General features: G+C 66.0%; 17 protein-coding genes. 11 read left to right on the top strand and 6 right to left on the bottom strand.

Annotated elements, in window-relative coordinates; all coding sequences use genetic code 11:
- Nucleotides 1-16: 16 nt before the first annotated feature.
- A complete protein-coding gene (locus ACOYYX_RS26515; RefSeq protein WP_422925288.1) occupies nt 17-508 on the top strand; it encodes a 6-pyruvoyl trahydropterin synthase family protein in 492 nt (163 codons plus the stop codon).
- Between the two features lie 3 nt (nt 509-511).
- Here ACOYYX_RS26515 and ACOYYX_RS26510 read toward each other — a convergent pair whose 3' ends face one another.
- On the bottom strand, nt 512-1,261 hold the full coding sequence (locus tag ACOYYX_RS26510) for a HisA/HisF-related TIM barrel protein (protein WP_422931666.1): 750 nt from the start codon (nt 1,259-1,261) through the stop codon (nt 512-514).
- Here ACOYYX_RS26510 and ACOYYX_RS26505 point away from each other — a divergent pair.
- From ACOYYX_RS26505 to ACOYYX_RS26485, 5 genes are all read left to right on the top strand, one after another.
- On the top strand, nt 1,260-2,327 hold the full coding sequence (locus tag ACOYYX_RS26505; protein ID WP_422925286.1) for an ATP-grasp domain-containing protein: 1,068 nt from the start codon (nt 1,260-1,262) through the stop codon (nt 2,325-2,327). The two genes, ACOYYX_RS26510 and ACOYYX_RS26505, sit on opposite strands and share 2 nt — an antisense overlap.
- Nucleotides 2,324-3,388: a hydantoinase/oxoprolinase family protein gene (locus ACOYYX_RS26500; protein WP_422925284.1), complete on the top strand. Its 1,065-nt coding sequence runs from the start codon at nt 2,324-2,326 to the stop codon at nt 3,386-3,388. Before ACOYYX_RS26505 ends, ACOYYX_RS26500 begins: the two co-directional genes overlap by 4 nt.
- The gene (locus tag ACOYYX_RS26495) at nt 3,385-3,981 is read left to right on the top strand and encodes a uridylate kinase (RefSeq protein ID WP_422925282.1); all 597 of its coding nucleotides are present in this window, start codon (nt 3,385-3,387) and stop codon (nt 3,979-3,981) included. The genes ACOYYX_RS26500 and ACOYYX_RS26495 overlap by 4 nt, the downstream gene beginning before the upstream one ends.
- Nucleotides 3,982-4,081: 100 nt before the next feature.
- Nucleotides 4,082-4,390 carry a hypothetical protein gene (locus ACOYYX_RS26490; protein ID WP_422925280.1) on the top strand — a complete coding sequence of 103 codons (309 nt, stop codon included), beginning with the start codon at nt 4,082-4,084 and terminating at the stop codon, nt 4,388-4,390.
- Between the two features lie 45 nt (nt 4,391-4,435).
- Nucleotides 4,436-5,005 carry an O-methyltransferase gene (locus tag ACOYYX_RS26485; RefSeq protein WP_422925278.1) on the top strand — a complete coding sequence of 190 codons (570 nt, stop codon included), beginning with the start codon at nt 4,436-4,438 and terminating at the stop codon, nt 5,003-5,005.
- Nucleotides 5,006-5,060: 55 nt separating this feature from the next.
- Here ACOYYX_RS26485 and ACOYYX_RS26480 read toward each other — a convergent pair whose 3' ends face one another.
- The 3 genes from ACOYYX_RS26480 to ACOYYX_RS26470 form a co-directional block, all read right to left on the bottom strand.
- Nucleotides 5,061-6,494, bottom strand: a complete 1,434-nt coding sequence (locus ACOYYX_RS26480) for a DUF1501 domain-containing protein (RefSeq protein ID WP_422925276.1) — start codon at nt 6,492-6,494, stop codon at nt 5,061-5,063.
- A gap of 89 nt (nt 6,495-6,583) precedes the next feature.
- The gene (locus ACOYYX_RS26475) at nt 6,584-9,514 is read right to left on the bottom strand and encodes a PSD1 and planctomycete cytochrome C domain-containing protein (protein WP_422925274.1); all 2,931 of its coding nucleotides are present in this window, start codon (nt 9,512-9,514) and stop codon (nt 6,584-6,586) included.
- Between the two features lie 604 nt (nt 9,515-10,118).
- Nucleotides 10,119-10,805 (bottom strand): FKBP-type peptidyl-prolyl cis-trans isomerase, encoded by a 687-nt coding sequence (locus ACOYYX_RS26470; protein WP_422925272.1) that lies wholly within the window; start codon nt 10,803-10,805, stop codon nt 10,119-10,121.
- Nucleotides 10,806-11,075: 270 nt separating this feature from the next.
- Between ACOYYX_RS26470 and ACOYYX_RS26465 the strand changes: the two genes are divergently transcribed.
- Nucleotides 11,076-12,542 carry a sulfatase-like hydrolase/transferase gene (locus ACOYYX_RS26465; protein WP_422925270.1) on the top strand — a complete coding sequence of 489 codons (1,467 nt, stop codon included), beginning with the start codon at nt 11,076-11,078 and terminating at the stop codon, nt 12,540-12,542.
- 234 nt (nt 12,543-12,776) lie between these two features.
- On the top strand, nt 12,777-13,496 hold the full coding sequence (locus ACOYYX_RS26460; protein ID WP_422925269.1) for a tetratricopeptide repeat protein: 720 nt from the start codon (nt 12,777-12,779) through the stop codon (nt 13,494-13,496).
- 154 nt (nt 13,497-13,650) lie between these two features.
- Here ACOYYX_RS26460 and ACOYYX_RS26455 read toward each other — a convergent pair whose 3' ends face one another.
- On the bottom strand, nt 13,651-13,872 hold the full coding sequence (locus ACOYYX_RS26455; protein ID WP_422925267.1) for a hypothetical protein: 222 nt from the start codon (nt 13,870-13,872) through the stop codon (nt 13,651-13,653).
- 42 nt (nt 13,873-13,914) lie between these two features.
- Nucleotides 13,915-15,060, bottom strand: coding sequence for a DUF1559 domain-containing protein (locus ACOYYX_RS26450; RefSeq protein WP_422925265.1), 1,146 nt, complete (start codon nt 15,058-15,060; stop codon nt 13,915-13,917).
- 345 nt (nt 15,061-15,405) lie between these two features.
- On the opposite strand from ACOYYX_RS26450, the gene ACOYYX_RS26445 reads away from it, so the two are divergent.
- The 3 genes from ACOYYX_RS26445 to ACOYYX_RS26435 all read left to right on the top strand — a co-directional run bounded on the left by ACOYYX_RS26445 (nt 15,406) and on the right by ACOYYX_RS26435 (nt 19,988).
- Complete coding sequence (locus tag ACOYYX_RS26445; protein WP_422925263.1) at nt 15,406-15,978, top strand: hypothetical protein; 573 nt, start codon at nt 15,406-15,408, stop codon at nt 15,976-15,978.
- Nucleotides 15,979-16,140: 162 nt separating this feature from the next.
- Nucleotides 16,141-18,204 (top strand): acetylxylan esterase, encoded by a 2,064-nt coding sequence (locus ACOYYX_RS26440; protein ID WP_422925261.1) that lies wholly within the window; start codon nt 16,141-16,143, stop codon nt 18,202-18,204.
- A 299-nt stretch (nt 18,205-18,503) separates the two neighbouring features.
- A complete protein-coding gene (locus ACOYYX_RS26435; protein ID WP_422925260.1) occupies nt 18,504-19,988 on the top strand; it encodes a neutral/alkaline non-lysosomal ceramidase N-terminal domain-containing protein in 1,485 nt (494 codons plus the stop codon).
- Nucleotides 19,989-20,130 lie beyond the last annotated feature (142 nt).

The raw sequence follows: 20,130 nt of genomic DNA, 5'->3' as shown, positions 1-20,130 counted from the left end.
GAGGAGTCTCGCGACCGTGCCCGCCACGCGCTATCAGGTCCGCGTCATCAAGGATTACCTGGTCTTCAGCTCCGGCCACTTCATCACCTACCTCGGCGATCAGTGCGAGCGGATCCACGGGCATAACTACCGGACCGCCGTGGAGGTCGAGGACGACCTCGACGAGAATCACTACGTCTTCGACTTCATCGCGCTCAAGGATCTCACCAAGGAGATCGTCGACGAGCTCGACCACCGGATGCTCCTGCCGACCGAGAACAGGTTCATCAAGCTGCACGAGGACGGCTCCAACTGGAAGGTCACCTACGGCGACCGCTACTGGAGCTTCCCCCGCGAGGAATGCGTCCTCCTGCCGATCGCCAACACCACGGCCGAACTCCTCGCCAATTACATCGCCGACCGACTCTTCAAGGCGTTTGAAGCCCGGGGCCTGAAGGCTCCCCGTATCCTGCGAGTCGAGGTCGAGGAGAGCTTCGGCCAGATCGGTCAGGTCGAACGGCATTCGTGAGGCTCAGCGGGGCCCCGTCAATTCGGCGAGTTCTCGAGGGCCGATGCGCCCATCGTGGAGCGTCGAGCCTAGCAGGATGGTTGTCGCCCCGGCTCGCTCGAGGCCGATGACATCACCGATCCCGGCGATTCCACCGCCGACGGCCAGCGCCAGTTCGGGGCGATCGCGAGAAAGCTCTCCGAGCAACGGGCCGGTGCCGGTGCCTCGCCCGGTGCCGACGCGGGCAAGGTCCAGGATCAGGAGCCGTCGCAGGCCAGCGACGATCGCTGAGGCGGCGACCTCCCGCGGAGTCGTCGAGCCCCAATTCGACCCGAGGGCCGTCACCACCTGGCCTTCGCGAAGATCGAGGCTCAGGATGACTCGATCGCGACCGGCCAGTTCCAGGATCCTCGCCAGTTCCTCGGGGCCCGAGACGGATTCGAGGCCCACGACGATCGTCGCAACCCCTGCCTCTAGTAGAGGTGGGACGTCCGCGACCGATCGAATCCCGGCATCGACCCATAAATTGAGCCCCAGAGCCTGCAAGCTTTGGTAGAGACTCAGGCTAGGAGGTGCCCCGCCAATCGCGTCGAGGTCGGCGAGGTAGAGGCCGCGAAGATTCAAAATCTCGACGAATCCCCGGGCGAGGCCAACCGGGTCCGATTCGGGGTGGAATCGGCTCCGCAGCGGCCGATAATCTTCCCGACGACCGGCGACGGCATGGACGGCAATCCCGCCCTTGATGTCGAGCACGGGGAGGATCTGCAAGGACATGGCCAAGACGACGACTCCGAGGGAAATGCGAACCATCCTCATCCACGAATGGGTGACGGGCGGCGGGCTCGCCGGGCAGATGCTCCCGGCCTCATGGGCGGCCGAGGGCGGGGCCATGCGTCGCGCGATCTGCCGGGATTTCTCACTCATCCCGGGCATCCGGGTTCTCATGACCCTGGACGCGGGCCTGCCCGACGAGCCAGGGCCCTGGGAGACGATCCGGATCGGCCCCGGCGAGGAATGGGAGCAGCTCAGGCAGCTCGCTTCGAGGTCGGATTTTACCGCAGTGATCGCCCCGGAAAGCAGTGGGCTCCTCGAGGAACGGGCGGCCCTCCTCGCGAAAATCGGGGCGAAATCGCTCGGCTCGACGCCCGAGGCCATCGCGGTCGCGGGGGACAAACTCCGCGTGAGCGAGCTTTTGAACCAACGCCAGATCCCGACACCCCGTAGTCAAAGGGTAGAGCCCGCTTTAGGATTGCCCGACGACTTCCCCTATCCAGCGGTGTTGAAGCCCATCGACGGAGCTGGATCCGTCGACACGTTCCTGGTCTCCGACGCCTCGTGGTCGTCAGGCGGGACATTCACGGGATCGGCAGCCTTGATCCAACCGTTGATCGACGGCATCCCCATGAGCGCCAGCCTCCTCGTGGGGAAGGACGGCGCGGTGCTGATCGCCCTCGGGCGTCAGGACGTGTCGATCCGCGCGGGGCGATTCGCCTACAGCGGGGGCCGACTCCCGGCCGACCCACGCGCGATCGATGCGAACGTCCTGGCGGCGGTCGACGCGATCCCGGGGCTTGCCGGCTTCGTCGGCGTCGATTACCTCTGGGACGAGGCCAAAGCGGAGGCGACGATCGTGGAGGTGAACCCGCGCCCGACGACCTCCTACGTGGGATTATCCCACATCCTGCCCGCGGGCATGCTCGCCCGAGCATGGCTCGATGCGATCACCGGAGAAATCGGCCCCGAGTCGGGGGGGCTCGCGGTGGTCGTCCACTCCCGCCCGCCGATCCGTTTCCGCGCCGACGGGACGATCACCCCTGAGCCTGGAGGAGTCGAGTCGTGACCCCCGACGATCCCGCATGGATCGCCCTCGATATCGGCGGCGCCAACATCAAGGCGGCCCACTCGTCGAGCGCGGCCAGGACGCTCCCGTTCGAGCTCTGGAAGCGCCCCGATGACCTCGGGCAGATCCTCGCCAACCTCGCGGGGACCTTCCCCCGGGTCGATCGCGTCGCGTTGACGATGACGGCGGAGCTCTGCGATTGCTATCCCACCAAGTCGTTCGGCGTGATCGCAGTTCTCGACGCGGTCAAGGAGGCGTTCCCCGACCTCCCGATCGAGGTCTGGGGCATCGACGGAGCCTTTCACGACCACGCCTCGGTCAAGCGGACCCCCTTGATCGCGGCGGCCTCGAACTGGGTCGCGCTGGCGACGTACGCCGCCAGGCTCGTCCCCGAAGGCCCGGGGATCCTCATCGACGTGGGGACGACGACCACGGACCTGATCCCCCTGAGTGACGGCCGACCCGCCGCGCGAGGACGGACCGACACCGACCGGCTCCAGACCGGGGAGCTCGTCTACGCCGGGATCCGGCGCACCCCCGTCTGCGCCCTGGCGACCGAGCTTCCCCACCGCGGCAAGCCCACGGGCCTCGCGGCCGAATTCTTCGCGACGACGCAGGATGTCTACCTGACGCTCGGCTCGATCCCTCCCGACCCCAAGGACTCCGCCACGGCCGACGGTCGGCCCGCCACCCTGGCGGCCGCGAGGCATCGCCTGGCGAGGATGGTCGGGGCCGACAACGACGGCTTTTCGGAGGCCGATGCCCTCGCTTTCTCGCGGGCGGCCGACGAGTGTCTGCTGAGCCGGCTCCAGGCCGCCGTAGACAGGGCCTGCCTGGGCACGGTCGGGCGTCCGAGGTCGGCCGTGGTCTCCGGCTCCGGGGAGTTCCTGGCCAGGGATCTCGCTCGCAGGATCCTCGAGCCTGGGGGTACAATCATCGGCCTACGCGAGGCCTGGGGCGCCGTCGCCTCCGTCGCCGGTTGCGCCTATGCCTTGCTCGCACTGGCCCGCGAGCGCTTCGACCCCGACTCGGAAACGGACTCGGAGAGCGTCGATTCGTGAACAGACCCGTCGTCATCAAGGTCGGCGGCAGCCTGCTCGACTGGCCCGATCTCCCCGATCGGTTCCGAGCCTTCCTCGCGCAGTACGCCGGGCGGAAGCCGCTGACCGTCGTGGGCGGGGGCAGGGCGGCGGATGCCGTCCGCGTCCTCGACTGGGCGCATCATGTGGGCGACGATGTCGCGCATCGGCTCGCGCTCCGTGCGCTCGACCTGACGGCCCACCTGTTCGCCGCGATCATCTCCCACACGCGGGTCATCGACCGGATCGAGGATCTTGCCCCCTGCTGGGAAGACAACCTGCTGCCGATCCTCGCCCCGCGCCGGTTCCTCGAAGAGGTCGACGTCCTCGACCTTTCGCCGCTCCCCGCGTCGTGGGATGTGACCTCCGACTCGATCGCCGCGAGGCTGGCCGACTACCTCCACGCGTCCGAACTCGTCATGCTCAAGAGCACCCCATTGCCAAAAGGCAGCGACCGCCACGCGGCCGCCAGGCTCGGGGTCGTCGACCCGCATTTCTGCATCGAGGTCGGGGGCCTGCCCAGGGTTACCTACCTCAACCTGCGCGACCCGCTCGCCGATCCCCTCTCGATCTAGCGGGCCGAACACCTCGGGGCGAGCCCTTGACGGCCCCGGCCTCGGGGGCGAAAATTTCGGTCGTTCCTGGACGTGCGACTCCTACTCGAATGCGGTAACAATGTCTCTACCTCAACTCGTCCCTCTGGATCGTCCCGAGGTTGGCCCGAGGCCGATCTCTCCGCGCCTCCGCTCCCAGCTCGTCTACTTCATGAGCACGCCGGGCGCGCCGGGGATCCCCCCGCTGGCCGAGAACGAATACTGGTTCGCCGAGGCGGAAGTGGCGAAAGTGCTGGATGACGGGGTCATCTACCTCGTCTCGCCCCTCGACACGGCGAACATGACGGAGGTCGAGATCAGCGAGGAGCAGGAGAACTTCCTGGGCTGGCTCCAGGACAAGAAGGTGCAGCACGTCCGGGTCGTCGAATAGCTCCCGGGCCACGAGCAGGCCCCATCCAGGCGAGGGCTCCCGACGATGTTCAGCCCCAAGGTCAAGCGAGTGATCGACGCGGTGGATCGGCTCCGCGACGAGGTCGACGACCATTACCAGATCCCTCGCGACGAGGCGGCTCTCCTCGCCCAGATCGTGAAGGCCGGGCGCTGCGTCTCGATCTGCGAGATCGGCACGAGCTACGGCTTCTCGACGCTCCACCTCGCCGCCGCCACGCGCGAGCACGGCGGGCACGTCCACTCGCTGGACAGGAACCCCAAGAAGTTCGCCGCCGCGACCCGGCACCTCACCGATGCCGGACTCGTCGACTCGGTCTCGCTCTACCAGGGGGACGCGCTCGAGCTCCTGAAGTCGATTTCGCCCCCGACCCCCTTCGACTTCGCCTTCATCGACGCCGACAAGAGCCAGTCATTCGACTATCTCGACCTCTTGATACCGAAGCTGGCCCCCTCGTACGTGATCGTGACCGACAACACCACCACGCACGCCGAGGAGCTCGCCGGGTTCGTCGCCAGGCTCCGCGAGTTGCCCGGCGTCACGAGCTGCCACGTCCCCGTCGGCAACGGCTTCGAGCTCACCGTCCGTCGCGCCTGACGAGTGTGGATCGAGCCGCTAAACCCGATCCGCACACTGGGCCGTCTTCATCCGTTCAGGCGAGGATCGGCTTGATGATCTCGCCGTGGACGTCTGTCAGCCGCATGTCGCGGCCGCCGAAGCGGGCGGTCAACTTCGTGTGATCCATGCCGAGGAGGTGGAGCATCGTGGCGTGGAGGTCGTGGATCTCGACCTTGTCCTCGATGGCGTGATAGCCGTAGTCGTCGGTGGCGCCGTGAATGGTCCCGCCCTTGATGCCGCCGCCCGCCATCCAAATGGTGAATCCATAAGGGTTGTGATCGCGACCGTCACTCCCCTGGGCCATCGGCGTCCGGCCGAACTCGCCCCCCCAGATGACCAGCGTCGAGTCGAGCAGGCCGTGGGCCTTGAGATCCTTGAGCAGGCCCGCAATCGGCTTGTCCACGGCGCGGGCGTTCTTCTCATGCCCGTTCTTGAGGTCGGAGTGCTGGTCCCAGCGGTCCCCGCCGACGTTCGGACAGAGCAACTCGATGAACCGGACCCCGCGCTCGACGAGCCGGCGGGCGAGCAGGCACTGCCTCGCATAAATCTGCGTGGGTACATACGGGTCGTCGAAGCCGTACAGGGCCTTCGTCGCGTCGGACTCACCATGGAGGCTCAGCAAGTCGGGCACGGCCGACTGCATGCGGAAGGCCAGCTCGTAGTTGGCGATTGAGGTCTCGAGGCTGTCGTGGTTCCCCATCCGCCCGAGGACGCCCTTATCAAGCGTCCGCATCAGCGAGAGCTTGCGGCGCTGGAGCTCCGGCGAGGCGTCGGGCGATTTGATGTTCGCGACGGCCTCGCCCGAGGCCTTGAAGATCGACCCCTGGTAGCTCGCGGGGAGGAACCCGCTATTGAAGCAGTCGAGCCCGCCGGGGGGGATCAGGCCGCCATTCAGGACGACGAAGCCGGGGAGATCCTGGCATTCGCTGCCGAGCCCGTACGTCGTCCAGGCGCCGTGGCTGGGACGACCCTGGAGGCCGCTCCCCGTGTGCATGAAGTAATTGGCGGCCGTGTGCTCGGAGAAGTTCGAGACCATCGATCGGATGATCGCCAGGTCGTCGACGCACTCCGCGACGTTCTTGAAGAGGTCGCTGACGGGGATCCCGCTCTCGCCATATTGCCGGAACGGCCAGGGGCACTTGAGGACGTTGCCGACGTCGTTGAACTGCGTCGGCTGCGTCTTCACCTTGATGGGGTGGCCGTGCTCGCGGTCGAGCCTCGGCTTGGGGTCGAACGTGTCCATCTGCGACGGACCGCCGTCCATGAACAGGAAGATCACGCTCTTGGCCTTCGCCGCGAAGTGGGGCGTGCGAGGGGCCAGCGGATCCTTCGAGCCGGACGTGATCACCTCGCCGAACGCGCGGTCGCCCAGGAGCGACGTCAATGCCATCGCGCCGAAGCCGTTGGCGCAACGGGTCAGCATTTCGCGGCGAGAGAGGGGAGCGTGGCCGAATTGATTGCAGTGCATGGCCAACCTGTACCCGGGGTGTTCGAGGGAGTGAGGGGAACCGCCACGGCGAGGGGCGTCGACACGGCCGACGCCCGGCCTCGCGAGGATCAGTTCACGTAAATGAACTCCTTGACGTTCATCAGCACATGGCAGAGATCGGCCCAGGCCTTTGCATTCGCGTCGCCGGCCTGGCCGTAGAGCTTCGCCTGCTCGTCGAGAAAGCCGATCGCCTCCATCGCCTCCTCATCCGTCGGGGGTCGGCCGAAGGCGGTCAGGTAGACCCCCTGGACGACCTCACGGGCCGGCTTCCCCTTCTGCTCGGCCGTGAGCCGCTCGGCCCAGATCTTCGCCTGGCCAAGGACGAACGGGTCGTTGAGCAGGGTCAGGGCCTGGGCCGGGACGTTGGAGACGTTGCGACGCCCCATCGTCGAGAAAGGCGAAGGGAAGTCGAAGGCGAGGAACATCGGGTTCAGGAAGTTCCGTCGCACGCCGAGATAGAGGCTCCGACGCCCGGCACCGTCCAGAGGCCCCGAGGCATCGGGCCGCCCGCGGCCTTCCATGAAGGCTGAGAGATAGGTCGGCACGCTCGGCCCGAACATATTCGAATCGATCCGGCCTGAGACAGCGAGCAACGTGTCGCGGATCGACTCCGCCTCAAGCCGCCGGACGTTCATCCGGTGGAGCAGGACGTTGGCCGGATCGACGCGATCGGCCTCGGCGTCAGGCTTGCTGCTCATCCGATAGGCGCTCGACAGGAGCAAGAGCCGATGCATCCCCTTGATCGACCAGCCATCGGTGATGAACCTGGCGGCGAGGTAGTCGAGGAGCTCGGGGTGCGACGGGGTCTCCCCCATCTTGCCGAAGTCGTCGAGCGTAGACACGAGGCCTCGCCCGAAGTGGTGCTTCCAGATCCGGTTGACCATGACCCGGGCCAGGAGCGGGTTTGCGGGGTCGACCAGCCGCTCCGCCAGCTCGAGCCGGCCGCTGCCCGACTCGTAGGCTCCGGCTTCGGGGCCCGAGAGGGCCTCGAGGAACCGGCGAGGCACCTTGTCGCCGAGCATCTTGGAACTTCCGCGGATGTGGACCGACTCGTCCTCGGGGGATCCGTCGGCGATCGCCAGCGAGAGGTTGGGCGCGGGGATCGAGGCTTCGAGCTTGCGGTACTCGTCGACCGCCGCGGCCAGCGCGGGTTTGCCGTCGTGCGGCAGGTCGATGGGGCGTTCGGGCTCGGGCAGTGGCCCCGGGATCGCCTCGTCGGAGAACCGGATCTCGTCGACAGCCAGGTAGCCCGAGCCGTCGTTGTAGCGGCTCCGCGCCCCGGTATAGTCGACCGTCGCGCCGTCGGAGAGCTCGATCGCCGCGCGATGACCGTGCCACATGCTCACGTCTTGTGTGTACCAGCGCGGGCGGTCGTCGCCGACGGGGGTGGTGAGCCCGCCGTAGATCGGGCTGCGGATCTTCTCGAAGCCGTCGACCACCAGGTTGATCCGCCCGCCCCGGCCCGAGGCCAGGTAATGGATGAACCGACGCTCGATCGGGAACGTTTTCGATCGCAGGACCCCCTGGAGCCGGTCCGAGACCAGGCCGCTATGGGCCTGGCCCGAGGCAACCGGCACGGCCTGGGCACTCGTCGGCGTCAGCTTCAGGAGGAAGTCACCGGATCGGGTCGGGGCCGTGCCGAAGGCGTCGCCGGTCGCGACCCAATCGCGGAAGGTCTCGGCCCCGAAATCCTCGAAGAGGATCGAGGAGTCGTTCGGCCTGGGAGCGGCCTGCGCCGCCTTCGGGATGTCGACCTCCTTGCGGATCGACTCCTTGAGCGTGGCGAGGGCCGCGGCCTTGTCGGCGATTCGCGAGGGAGGATCGATGAACGCGTGCTGATGTCGCGAGCTCTGGAAGTAGCCGTAGAGGGCGTAATAATCCTTGGTCGAGATCGCGTCGAACTTGTGGTCGTGGCAGCGGGCGCAGGCGATCGTCAGCCCGAGGAAGGCCTTGGAGAGGACGTCGATCTGGTTGTCGACGCGCGTGGCCTCGTCGTCGAGCAGGTCGACCGGCGAGTGCGTCCCTTCGCCCAGGAAGAAGAAGCCGGTCCCCATGATCGACTCGTTGAACCCTTCGGCCGGGTTGCGGCGGGGCGGGTTGAGTTGGTCGCCCGCGAAGTGCTCGCGGACGAGTTGGTCGTAGGGGAGGTCGGCGTTGAAGGCCCTCACCACGTAGTCGCGATAGCGGAAGGCGTCGGGCACGTCGTAGTCGAACTCGTGGCCGGACGTCTCCGCGTAGCGGACGAGGTCGAGCCAGTGCCGCCCCCAGCGCTCGCCGTAGCGGGGCGACGAGAGCAGGCGCTCGACCAGCCGGCCGTAGGCGTCGGGAGCATGATCGGCCAGGAAGCCCTCGACCTCGGCGGGGGTCGGCGGCACGCCGGTGAGGTCGAACGTGACGCGTCGGATCAGCGTCTGCTTGTCGGCCTCGGCCGCCGGCTTAAGCCCCTTGGCCTCGAGCGCGGCGAGGAGATAGGCGTCGATCGGGGAGCTTGGCCAGGCCTTCTCGCGGACCTCGGGGGGTGTGCTCGGCTTCACCGGCTGGAGGCTCCAGTGCTTGGAGCGTTCCTTGATGTCGAACGGCAGGACCTTGGCCCCGCCCGAGGTCGGGCCATGCTGAGGCCAGGGAGCTCCGAGCTCGACCCAGCGCGTCAGCGTGGCGATCTCCTTCTCGGGCAGCTTCGATTTCGGCGGCATCTGATAAGCGTCGCCGTAGTTGATCGCCTCGACGAGCAGGCTCTCCTGCGGCTTCCCGGGCACGACGGCCGGGCCGGTGCTGCCGCCGGCCAGGGCCGACTCCCTCGTGTCGAGCCGGAGTTCTCCCTTCTGCTTCTGGTCGCCATGGCACTGCTGGCAACGCGAGACGAGCAGGGGGCGGACCTCCTTCTCGAAGAACTCGATCGCCGCCGGATCGGCCCCCTTGTTTTCGGGAGCCGCGGTCTCCTCGGCATGGAGCCGCACGCCGCCCGACAGGCCTATCGCCCCGACGAGCAACGCCAGCACGCCCCTGAGAGACCAACGTGCCGGAGACGACCGACGACTCGGGACCGTTCTCCGATCCTCGCAAGTCAATGCGACGGCGATTTCAGGAGGGGGTTCGACTCGAGCCGAGCGGGGATCGGTCGGGGGAAGCTGATGGCCACACTTCATGAGGGCAATCCTTCCTGGGCTCTGGGGCGAGCGGCTCGGGTGTGGGGCGATCGGGCGCACGCGTCGTCGCGGTGCGGCCTCGGGTCGGCCCTCGAGCCGAAGAGCGTCTAGACGAGCTTCGCGAAACGGATGCGAGGCACTACGCGAAGGTGGGCGGGTGCAGCCCTGGCGGCTGTCGTGGCCAAAGGCTGATAGGGTCGGCAGGCAGGAGGGTATGTCCGGGTGCGGTGATCGGGCGCGTCGGGTCGGGGCCGGGATCGACAGATTCGCGCGTGCCATCGAGAACGTCTCCTGCTTCGAGGACGCTCGTGATCCGACAGGCCGCACAGGCTCCGACGGGTTCCACAGGGCGGCGGACGGCCCCCGAGGCATCGCGCCTGGGAGGCCGTCCCGATCGTTCCAATCGAGCCCGAGGATGTCTGAAAACCGGCGAAAGGGGCCGGGCTCAGGATCAGGCTCAGTCGATGCTGATCAGCTCGACCTCGAAGACCAGGGCGTCGAACGGACGGATCGGTCCGCCCGGACGGGGGTTCTCGCCGTAGGCCAGCTCGCTCGGGATGAACAGACGCCACTTGGCGCCGGTCTTCATAAGCTGGAGGGCTTCAGTCCAACCCTTGATGACCTGGTTCACCTGGAAGCTGGCGGGCTCGCCTCGCTTGTAAGAGCTGTCGAAGACGGTGCCGTCGACGAGCTTGCCCTCGTAGTTGACGGTCACGGTGTCCGTCACCTTCGGGGACTTGCCGTTGCCCTCGCGGACGACCTCATACTGGAGGCCGCTGGCGGTCGTCTTGACGTTCGCCTTCTTCTTGTTGGCCGCGAGGAAGTCTTCGCTGGCCTTCTTGTTCTTGCCGAAGGTCTTGGCGAACAGGCTCTTCTGATACTCGGATTGGACGGCCGCGCTTTCCTCTTCGCTCAGCAGGCTCTTGTCGGCCAGCGCATCCTTGAGGCCCTGGAGGAAGACGTCGGGATCGACCTCGGCGCCCTGGAGCTTGATCTGCTTGCCGATCCGGTTTCCGATGCTGTAGCTGAACTTCTGCTTCAGATCCTTGAGCGGCCCGCTCGCCTTGGGCTCCTCGCCCACGCCAGCGATGGCCGAAGCCGCGAGAACGCCAAGCCCGGCCGCGGCGACCATGAAAAACTTCATCCGAGATCCTTGTGTGGTGGAACTGATCCGGCCAAACTGCCGCAAGCACCAACCCACGGCAAAACATAAATTCTACAGGCGCGGACAACGGGGAACCAGACCGCAAAGGCTTCGCCCACACGATTGACAGGCCGCCTGCCACAGGAAATCCCCTCAATCCACGCATCCTTCGTCGAGGCCCGACGCCCGACGATTCTCCCGAAGAGAGCCGAGCGGACATCTCTCCATCCTCGAGCCAACGGCACACTCATGAATGCAAAGAGACACAGGTTGATTCCCGTCCTTACGCTCCTCGCGACATCGGCGTTCGCGCTCGGGTCGACGGCTCCGAGCAAGGGCGCAGAGACTCGTCCGAATATCGTCTGGATCATCGTCGACGACATGTCGGCGAATTTCTCCTGCTATGGTGAGGCCGCGATCCGGACGCCGAACGTCGATCGAATCGCCCGGGAGGGGACCAGGTTCTCGAAGGCCTTCGTGACGGCTCCGGTTTGCTCGCCTTGCCGTTCGGCCCTGATCACCGGGATGTATCAGACGTCGATCGGGGCGCATAACCACCGGAGCGGACGCGGCGACGAGCGGATCCGCCTGCCCGAAGGAGTCGAGCCGGTCCCCGCCATCTTCAAGAGCGAGGGCTATTACACCTGCATCGGCGGGCCGCTCGCGAAGGGTAGGCAACTCGCCAAGACCGACTACAACTTCGACTGGGACCGCGCGATCTACGACGGCAACGACTGGTCGGGCCGGAAGCCGGGGCAGCCCTTCTTCATGCAGGTCCAACTCCACGGCGGCAAATATCGCGAGGGAAAGAACTGGGAGGCGACCGTCCGCAAGGAACTCGGTGAGCCCACCGATCCGGCGAAGGTCAAGCTCCCGCCCTATTACCCGAACGACCCCGTCCTCATCAACGACTGGGCCAGCTACCTCGACGCCGTACGCTACACGGACAAGCAGGTCGGCGACGTGCTCGAGCGGCTCAAGAGGGAAGGGCTACTCGACAACACAATCGTCTTCTTCATGACCGACCACGGGATCAGCCACGCCCGGGGCAAGCAGTTCCTCTATGACGAGGGGATCCACGTCCCGCTCGTCGTCAGAGGCCCCGGGATCGCGGCGGGGAAGCTGCGAGCCGACCTCGTCGAGCACATCGACCTCGCGGCGACCTCGCTGGCGCTCGCCGGGATCCCCATCCCGGCCAAGATGCAGGGCAAAGATATCCTCGCGTCATCCTATCAGCCCAGGACCGCCGTCTTCTCGGCGCGGGACCGTTGCGACGAGACCGTGGACCACATCCGGAGCGTCCGCACGGCCGAATTCAAGTATATCCGCAACTACCTCCCCGAGCGCCCACACCTCCAGCCGAACCGCTATAAAGACAACAAGCCGATCGTGAAGCGGCTGCGAGAGCTCCACGCCGAAGGGAAGCTCGACCCGCTCCAGGAAGCCTTGCTCTTCGCCCCGAAACGCCCCTCGGAAGAACTCTACGACCTCAAGGCCGACCCACAAGAATTGAAGAACCTGTCGGCGGAACCCCAGCATCAGAAGACCCTAGAATCCCTCCGAAGCCAACTCCGGCGATGGGAGGAGGCGACCGGCGATCGCGGTCGCGAGCCCGAGCGGCAGGCCATGTTCGACAGCGACCTCGGCCTCTACCTCCGCGAGCAGAAAGGGGAACAGGCCGACCTCCTGCGCCAGAACATCGCCCTGATGAAGAAATGGGCCTCCGAGGGCAAATGACGTCGAAACCACTCCCGGGCCGCCCGTCACTTGACAGATTCAGGCTCGCCTCATAGACTCTCGTTTACTGAGATTGAATCTCAATGTCAACAATCCACTCGAGCCCCTCCCGTCGCGAGGTGCAGCGAGTTCGACATCGGGAAGAGGATCGACTCGAGGCGTGGTCCCGCCGTCGCCATATGGCGATATTCGAGCCGATCCTTTAGGGTGTCATTGGGGGATGAGGGACCCGGGATGATTCTGCCCCAAGACGTTCTGGATGATTGTTTCGTCTCCTCGGGCATGGACCGCCTGGCCGCGGCGGAGGCTCTCGCCGACGACGCGGTGCAGAGTTATTCCGAGGATGGCAGGCTCCGGCAATTGCAGGGCCTGCTCCGTCACCGCCTGGGAGACTTCCTCGGCGCGCGAACCGCGCTCGAATCGGCGGCTCTCCTGGCTCCGCTCGGCCCGGCGCCCCGCTGCGTCCTGGCCGAGTGCTATGCGAGGACCGGCTGTACCGAGCGTGCCTCGGAACTCTTCCAGGAGATCCTGGCCGACTCCGGCTTCCCGAAGGACCTCCTCCCCGCCGTGGCGACGGGGCTCGGGAGCCTGGGCGAGTATCAGGCGGCCCTCGAGGCCTGCCGCGAGGTCATCCGACGCGACCCCGACCATCACCAGGCCCATTTCGGCGTCGCCTTCTATCGCAGGCGCCTAGGCGACTCGCCGCACGCGATCCTGCCCTCCGTGATCCGGGCCCACGAGTTGGCCCCCGAGGTCTCGCTGTACAGGATCACCCTGGCGGTCCTGCTCGACTCGCTCGGCTGGAGCGGCGACGCCTACGACCTCGTCCGCGACGTCGACCCGAGCGACGTCCCCTGCCGCTGCTGCCTGCAGAAGGCGATGTCGATCTTCCGGGACACCGGGGACCTCGACCGGTTCGAGTCATTCCGGGCCAAGGCCGAGCCGGCCTGCTGAAGGCATAGCTTTCCACCGGGACAACCCAGTCGAGTGACCATGTCTCGTCCATCGGCAGGTTAGCGATTCCTGAAACGAGAAAGGCAATAGGAGACGGCCGAACCGCCCCCTATTGCCTTATTTGTATTGCCCTCGGGTCGTTTCGAGCGTGTGCTCAACTCCCCGACTTGCGCCTGCGTCCCTTCGTCGTCGTGCCGGGAGGAGGGGTGTTCCGACCCTCCTCGTCCTCGACCTGCTTGTCCTCGGCGCGGATCGCCGCCGCGTGCTCGGCGGTGAGCGGGGTCAGCTTGGACGGGTCGGTGATCGCGTCATTCCCGCCGCCGCAGCCGGCCAGGCCGAGCCCAAGCAGGATCCCTGCGTAAAGGTTCGTTCTCATGTTCGATGGCCTCGGTGTGACGGCAACACGGGAGAGGATCAATCAATACGATTCGGCGCTGATTGGCTCGCCGTCGTCGATGACCGCCAGGCGGCGGAACGTGCTGGCGTTCACGCTGAACTTGATGAAGCGGACCGAGCCGTCGCCGAGCACGACGTTGATTCCGCCCGGGTGCGAGCTGCCGAACATGCGCCTCCAGAGGTTGCCGCCGGTCTTCGGGCTCGGGGGAGTCTGGCAGAAGCCGGTGAGCGAAGGGGCGAGGGCGTCGGGGACCGGCACGAAGTGCCAGCGGAGGTTGTCCTCGTCCCAGCCCGAATTCTGCCAGCGTTCGTTGTCGCCGCCGTCCGCACCATGGCGGTCGGGCGGGAGGCTCTTCTCGCCGGCGACGATCGAATTGGAGGTGCCGTCGGTGAAGTCCGCCAGGCGCCTGACGTACCGGGCCCCGTGCACCATCGCGCCCTTGCGCCCGCCGGTGTTCCCCAGGTTCACGGTCGATCGCTCGTCGCTGTTCGGCAGGAGGCCGTTGGGCGGGGCGGGGGTCCAGGTCGAGTCGGTGGGGCTGCTGGTGCAGGTGTACGTCATCCCCTGGAAGAAGCCGGCGCAACCCGCATAGTCGATCTTCGACTTCGCCGTGACCGGGTCGGTGCCGTAGGTCTGCACCGCCCGGCGCGTCGGGCAATAGTAGGCGGCGATGGCCACGCGGGCGATGTCGTCCTCGCCGCCGTAGTTCACCGTGCCGCTCGGCCGCAGGCCCGACTGGATCGGCGGGATCGCGAAGTTGGCCAGGTTGTAAACAACCTGCTGCTCCATGTAAGGCAGGATCTTGAAGAACTGGTTGTAGCCGTCGGGGTTGGCGGCGTTGCAGCAGGTCGTGGAGCCCTCGGGGCTTCCGGGGGGCTCGTCATAATTCGAGCCCGTGGGGTCGGGGTTGCCCGAGGCGTCCACCGCATGGGGGTGGCCGTCGAACGGGCCCTTGGGGAACTCGTTGTAGGTGCTCTCGAAGTTCATCATCCCCAGGCCGATCTGCTTCAGGTTGTTCGTGCACTGCGCGCGGCGGGCGGCCTCTCGGGCCGACTGGACCGCGGGCAGGAGCAAGGCGATCAGCACTGCGATGATGGAGATGACGACCAGCAGCTCGATCAGGGTGAAGCCGCTTCGAAGGGGCGCGGAGCATCGCTTGAGACGCATGGGGGGAGATTTCCTCATTACTTCTCATATCCGGAAAGATGACGGAGGCTCATGCGATGGAGAATCTAATCTCGCCACATTAAGCCTGAGCGAGCGCCAAATGAAAATTTAGAAAATCTCGTTGATATCAATGCATGATTTGGAGGATGAATCATGCCCACGAGGAATCGGCATGTCCAAGGCAAATCCGATTTTGAATCCGTAATCATGAATGTTTGATGAACCATTTGAATCAGCGAAACCGGTTGATATGATGGCGGCCCCGCTCATGGGCGAGCATCCGTTTACTTCGCCGTCGGTCGTCGTGCGACGCCCGATGAGTCCCCCCTCTCGGAGTCGAATCCGATGCTGCGTGCTCCTTCCTTCGCCATCCTCGCGATCCTCGCAACGACGCAACTCGCCACGCTCGCGGCCGGCGAGTCCATCGACAGCCCCGTCTACAAAAGCTGGGCAGGGCACCCCGTCGGGACGTCGATCACGCACGTCTCGGTGACCGAAGCCCGGGGCAAGACGCTCGAGACCATCACCAGGTACAAGCTTCTGGATCTGACCAAGGACAAGGCGGTGGTCGAGACCTCGACCATCAGCGACGCGACCGGGGCGAAGGTCGAGTCGGCCCCGAGCCGGCGCGAGATCAAGCGCGAGTTCTTCCTGCTCCCCGGCGTGAAGAAGGAGTCGGTCGGCAAGCCGGCCGGGATCCTGAAGGAAGGGGAGGAGACGATCCGCGTGGCCGACCGCGACTTCAAGGCCCGCTGGTACGACACGAAGGGGCGCGTCGAGGTCGGCGAGACGTTCACCCGGACCTGGTACTCCGACGAGGTCCCCCAGAAGATCCTCAAGTCGGAGACCCGCGTCCCCGCCGGCGGCCTGACGACGACCGTCACCCTGACCGAGATCAACACGCCCGGATCTCGCTGAGGCGTCGGGCACGCGAGCGACCCGGCGGATACCCCTCGTCGACGCGAGCGTGGGTGATGGGTCACATTTCGCTGAAACCATCGCGTGTCTGTGAGGGTAAGATCCTCGGAAAATGGGGCCTCGCGCTTCGGCGAGGCCCCCTCTCGACTCCGAGGTCGTCACATGACGTTGAAGAAGTCGCCGCTTGCCCTGGGTGCGGGTCTGCTCGTGTTCGTCCTGTTCGTGAATCTCTCCAGAGCAGGGGTGCCCAAGGTCATCGAGGCGGGGAACTGCCAGGCCGCCCCGACGATCGACGGCATCATCCACGATGACGAGTGGGCTGCCGCCGGGAAGCTCGAGTTCGACATGAGCCTGATCCGCCTCGAGCCGCCCGGCAACGAGTCTCGACGCGCGGAATTGCGGGCGATGAACTCGGCCAACGCCCTCTACATCGCGCTCAAGGTCCCCGACGCGACCATCGACAAGTCGGTCTCCCCCTTGATGCTCGACGCGGCGATCCTCGCCTTCGCGAAGGGGGACAAGGTCCTCGCCGGGGACGATCGCAAGCTGATCGCCCAGGGCTTCTACCGCGACAAGTTCATCGTCGCCCCAGGCAAGGACGACGGCGATGACCCGAAGCAGGACGGGCTCGGGGCCATGTCGCGCAACAATGGAATCTGCTCGTTCGAGTGGGCCTTGCGGCTCGACGCCGGGGACTCCAACGACCTGCGAGCGAAGCCCGGCGACGCAATCCGGTTCAACGTCGGCTACTTCGACGGCTTCCAGGTGCCGATCACCAAGACCCGGATGGGGGGCCTCTACGGGCCTCGGCTCGACCAACCCGGGGAGTGGGGGACCTTGCGGCTCGCCTCGAACGTCAAGGACGACGGGGGCGTTGCTTTCCAGAGCCCGCCGTGGGTCAAGGCCCTCGGGCGGGAGCTTCAGAACCTCTTCCCGAAGCGGCTCAAGGTCACCGGCGACGCGATCTCGACGGCCGCGAGCCCGGCGCCCGGCAAGGTACTCGCGACTCTGAACTACCTCGACCCCAATGGCAAGGAGAAGGAGTCGAAGGTCAAGCTCTTCTTCCCCGAGTCCTTGCGAACCGACAAATCGAGGAAGCTACCGCTCCTATTCATCGCCGGTTATGAGTTGCCCGAAGGGGCCGAGCAGGATTACATCAACCGAGGCTGGATCGTCGCCTCGGCCAGGGAGTTGGAAACCAACCCCCTGATCCGCACCATGAACCCCGACGTCGCCTTCCTGCACATCGCCCGCGCCATGCCCTGGGTCGACGACAGCCGGGTGATGATCGCGGGGGGGAGCGCCGGGGGCTGGATGACGCTGCTCCTGGCGGCCGAGACCTTCCCGCTCGCGGGCGCCGCGCCAGACGTGCCCCCCGTCAACTGGGGATACAATGGTGCTTATGCCTTCAAGCAGCTTGCCATGGCCGGGCCGCATGGCGAGGCGCCCGCGAAGGTCCCGGCGTTGTTCGCCGTCGCGAGCATGTTAACGCCGAGTCTCTCAGTCTACGGCGGCGACTACGACGACCCCACCTGGTTCGCCGACTCCCCCGTGGCCCAGGTTTCCACGATCACCTGCCCGGTTTCGGTCTACTGGTCGACGGCCGACGTCCTGGTCCCCATCGACCAGATCGGGAAGTCGTGGGTCCGACCCTTCGACCCCTCGCAGTTCCCGCCCGAATTCACGATGGACCCGTCCAAGCTGATGAAGAGCCAGGACGGGCGCCTCACCCTGCTGGAGGCCCTCCACAAGGAGGACTACGAACTCTTCAAGCTCCCCGTGCCCGAAGGAACCTTGGTCCGCAACGTGCCGGGCAGCACCGGCACGGCCAAGGTGGCCGAACTCCCCTTGAGCCAGAGTAAACCCTGGTCGATCACCATCATCGACGAGGGGGCTCCCACGCCGAGCGTCGACCATCGGAAGTACGAGCTCCTGCTGACCCGCAACGACTTCTACAAGCGAGTCTCGACGGGCGCGATCGCCAGAGGACAGCTCACACCGGCCAAGCTCGGCCGCCTGATGGATCGCTACGCTGGCAAGGAATTCCTGCCCTCCAGGCTCAAACACCTCGACCGCCCCGAGGTCGAAAAGGCCGACGTCATCCGCGGCCTGAGGACGTACGTCGCCGCGAGCCCGGAGAACCGCGAGCACTTCGCGAAGCTCTATGCTGAGCTTCCTCAGCCCCGGCAGGTGCTCGAACGCGAGACGCTCCAATCCCTCAAATGAGCGCCGAAGGGGGTCATCGAACGAAGTCGTTCGACCCGACCTGATCCTCCGAAACGCCCGCCGACGCCGCGTCGGCGGGCGTTTGCACTTCCCGACACGAAATTCAAGTCGACTTGCATATCAGACTATCAGCCTTCAAGTCCGCCCTGCGGCCCCGGGATGGATGGGACGACTCCAGGACCAAAACCAGGCCAGAAAACCATTAGGATCCGGTGAAGGGACCGGCTACCCTGGTTCCGAACCGTCGTCTCGGACGACTCCCACTCATGGAACGCCTCGACAGGGGAGACCAGGGATCGATGACTGGATGGCATGAATCAAGAGGCAGAGAAGGCCGGGCGCACGCGGGCCTTCGGTCGATCTTCGGCGTCGCGCTCGGCACCTTCGTCCTCGCCTCGCTGGCTGGATCGGACGTGAGGGCCGCCGAAGGCTTCCGCGCCGGGGCATACGCGGCGGATATCACCCCGCAGAAGTTCCCCATCTCCATGAACGGGCAGATGGTCGATCAGCGCGCCATGTCGGCGTTCGACAAGCTCCACGCCCGCTGCCTCGTGCTCGACGACGGCAAGGCCCCCATCGCGTTCGTCGTCGTGGATAGCTGCGTGGTCTCGCGGGCCATCTTCGACGCGGCCAAGGAACGCATCCAGAAGTCGACCGGGATCCGGACCGATCGGATGATGATGTCCGCGACGCATACCCACACGGCACCCGCCGTCACGGGGGCCTTCCAGACGGAGCCCGACAAGGAGTACGTCGCCTTCCTCACCGACAAGATCGTCGAGGGGGTCGAGCGTGCCTACAAGCAGCTCGAGCCCGCGCAGGTCGCCTGGGGCGTCGGCCAGAACACCTCTCAGGTCTTCTGCCGCGACTGGATCATGAAGCCGAATACGGCCCAGACGAACCCCTTCGGCGGGACGACCAACGACCAGGTCCAGATGCACCCGGGCTACCAGAACCCGAACGCCATCAAGCCGACCTCGCCCGTCGATGCCGACGTCTCGATCCTCGCCGTGAAGTCGTCCTCGGGACGTCCCATCTCCGTCCTCGCCAACTACTCGATGCACTACGCGGGCTACGGGATCCCCGCCGCCTCGGCCTCGGCCGACTACTTCGGCCGCTTCTCCGAGCGGATCAAGACACTCGTCGGCGCCGAGTCGGTCGACCCCCCGTTCGTCGGGATGCTCTCCAACGGCACGGCCGCGAACATGCACTGCTACGACTACAGCCAGCCCAAGAAGCCGGTGACGATCGACACGGTCGCCGAGAGCGTCGCCGGGACGGCCCTCGACGTCTACAAGTCGCTCTCCTTCCGCGACGACGTGAAATTCGTCATGCAGGAGGTCAAGATGCGACTCAAGCTGCGGCTCCCCTCAGCCGACGAGGTGGCTCGCGCGAAGGAAGTCCTCAGCAAGGCCCAGGGCAGGGTGCTCCGGGACTATAACGAGATCTACGCGCGAGAATCGGTCCTCCTGAGCGAAGGGCCCCCCGAGGTCGAGTTCAAGCTCCAGGCGCTGAAGCTGGGCGACCTCGGCATCGCCGCCATCCCCTGCGAGGTGTTCTCCGAGACGGGACTCGCGATCAAGAAGGGTAGCCCGCTCAAGCCCACCTTCACCATCGAGCTGGCCAACGGCTACAACGGATACCTTCCGCCTCCCGAGCGGCACGCGATGGGGGGCTATGAGACCTGGCGTGCCCGCTCGAGCTGCCTCGAGATCGAAGCCGAGCCGAAGATCCGCGCCGAGGTCCTCCGGCTGCTCGAGTCGGTCGCCAAGTCGAGCGAATAACGTACCGTAGGATACCTGGAAAACCAGGCCGAGTGGCCCCGGATCGCATCAACGATCGCCGGGGCCGCTCGCCTTCTCGGCCCTCGCTTGCTCAAGCAGACAAACCCGATCGCTCGCAATCTCATAATATTTTTCAAATCCT

The sequence above is a fragment of the Singulisphaera chitinilytica genome (assembly GCF_049331405.1).
GTDB lineage: Bacteria > Planctomycetota > Planctomycetia > Isosphaerales > Isosphaeraceae > PoT.
This window is presented reverse-complemented; position numbering and strand designations above follow the sequence as displayed.

Coding starts and splice junctions, on each gene's coding strand:
- ACOYYX_RS26450 (WP_422925265.1), bottom strand. CDS start 15,060: ATGCGTCTCAAGCGATGCTCCGCGCCCCTTCGAAGCGGCTTCACCCTG.
- ACOYYX_RS26480 (WP_422925276.1), bottom strand. CDS start 6,494: ATGCACTGCAATCAATTCGGCCACGCTCCCCTCTCTCGCCGCGAAATG.
- ACOYYX_RS26490 (WP_422925280.1), top strand. CDS start 4,082: ATGTCTCTACCTCAACTCGTCCCTCTGGATCGTCCCGAGGTTGGCCCG.
- ACOYYX_RS26455 (WP_422925267.1), bottom strand. CDS start 13,872: ATGAGAACGAACCTTTACGCAGGGATCCTGCTTGGGCTCGGCCTGGCC.
- ACOYYX_RS26505 (WP_422925286.1), top strand. CDS start 1,260: ATGGCCAAGACGACGACTCCGAGGGAAATGCGAACCATCCTCATCCAC.
- ACOYYX_RS26510 (WP_422931666.1), bottom strand. CDS start 1,261: ATGTCCTTGCAGATCCTCCCCGTGCTCGACATCAAGGGCGGGATTGCC.
- ACOYYX_RS26440 (WP_422925261.1), top strand. CDS start 16,141: ATGACGTTGAAGAAGTCGCCGCTTGCCCTGGGTGCGGGTCTGCTCGTG.
- ACOYYX_RS26460 (WP_422925269.1), top strand. CDS start 12,777: ATGATTCTGCCCCAAGACGTTCTGGATGATTGTTTCGTCTCCTCGGGC.
- ACOYYX_RS26435 (WP_422925260.1), top strand. CDS start 18,504: ATGACTGGATGGCATGAATCAAGAGGCAGAGAAGGCCGGGCGCACGCG.
- ACOYYX_RS26485 (WP_422925278.1), top strand. CDS start 4,436: ATGTTCAGCCCCAAGGTCAAGCGAGTGATCGACGCGGTGGATCGGCTC.
- ACOYYX_RS26445 (WP_422925263.1), top strand. CDS start 15,406: ATGCTGCGTGCTCCTTCCTTCGCCATCCTCGCGATCCTCGCAACGACG.
- ACOYYX_RS26470 (WP_422925272.1), bottom strand. CDS start 10,805: ATGAAGTTTTTCATGGTCGCCGCGGCCGGGCTTGGCGTTCTCGCGGCT.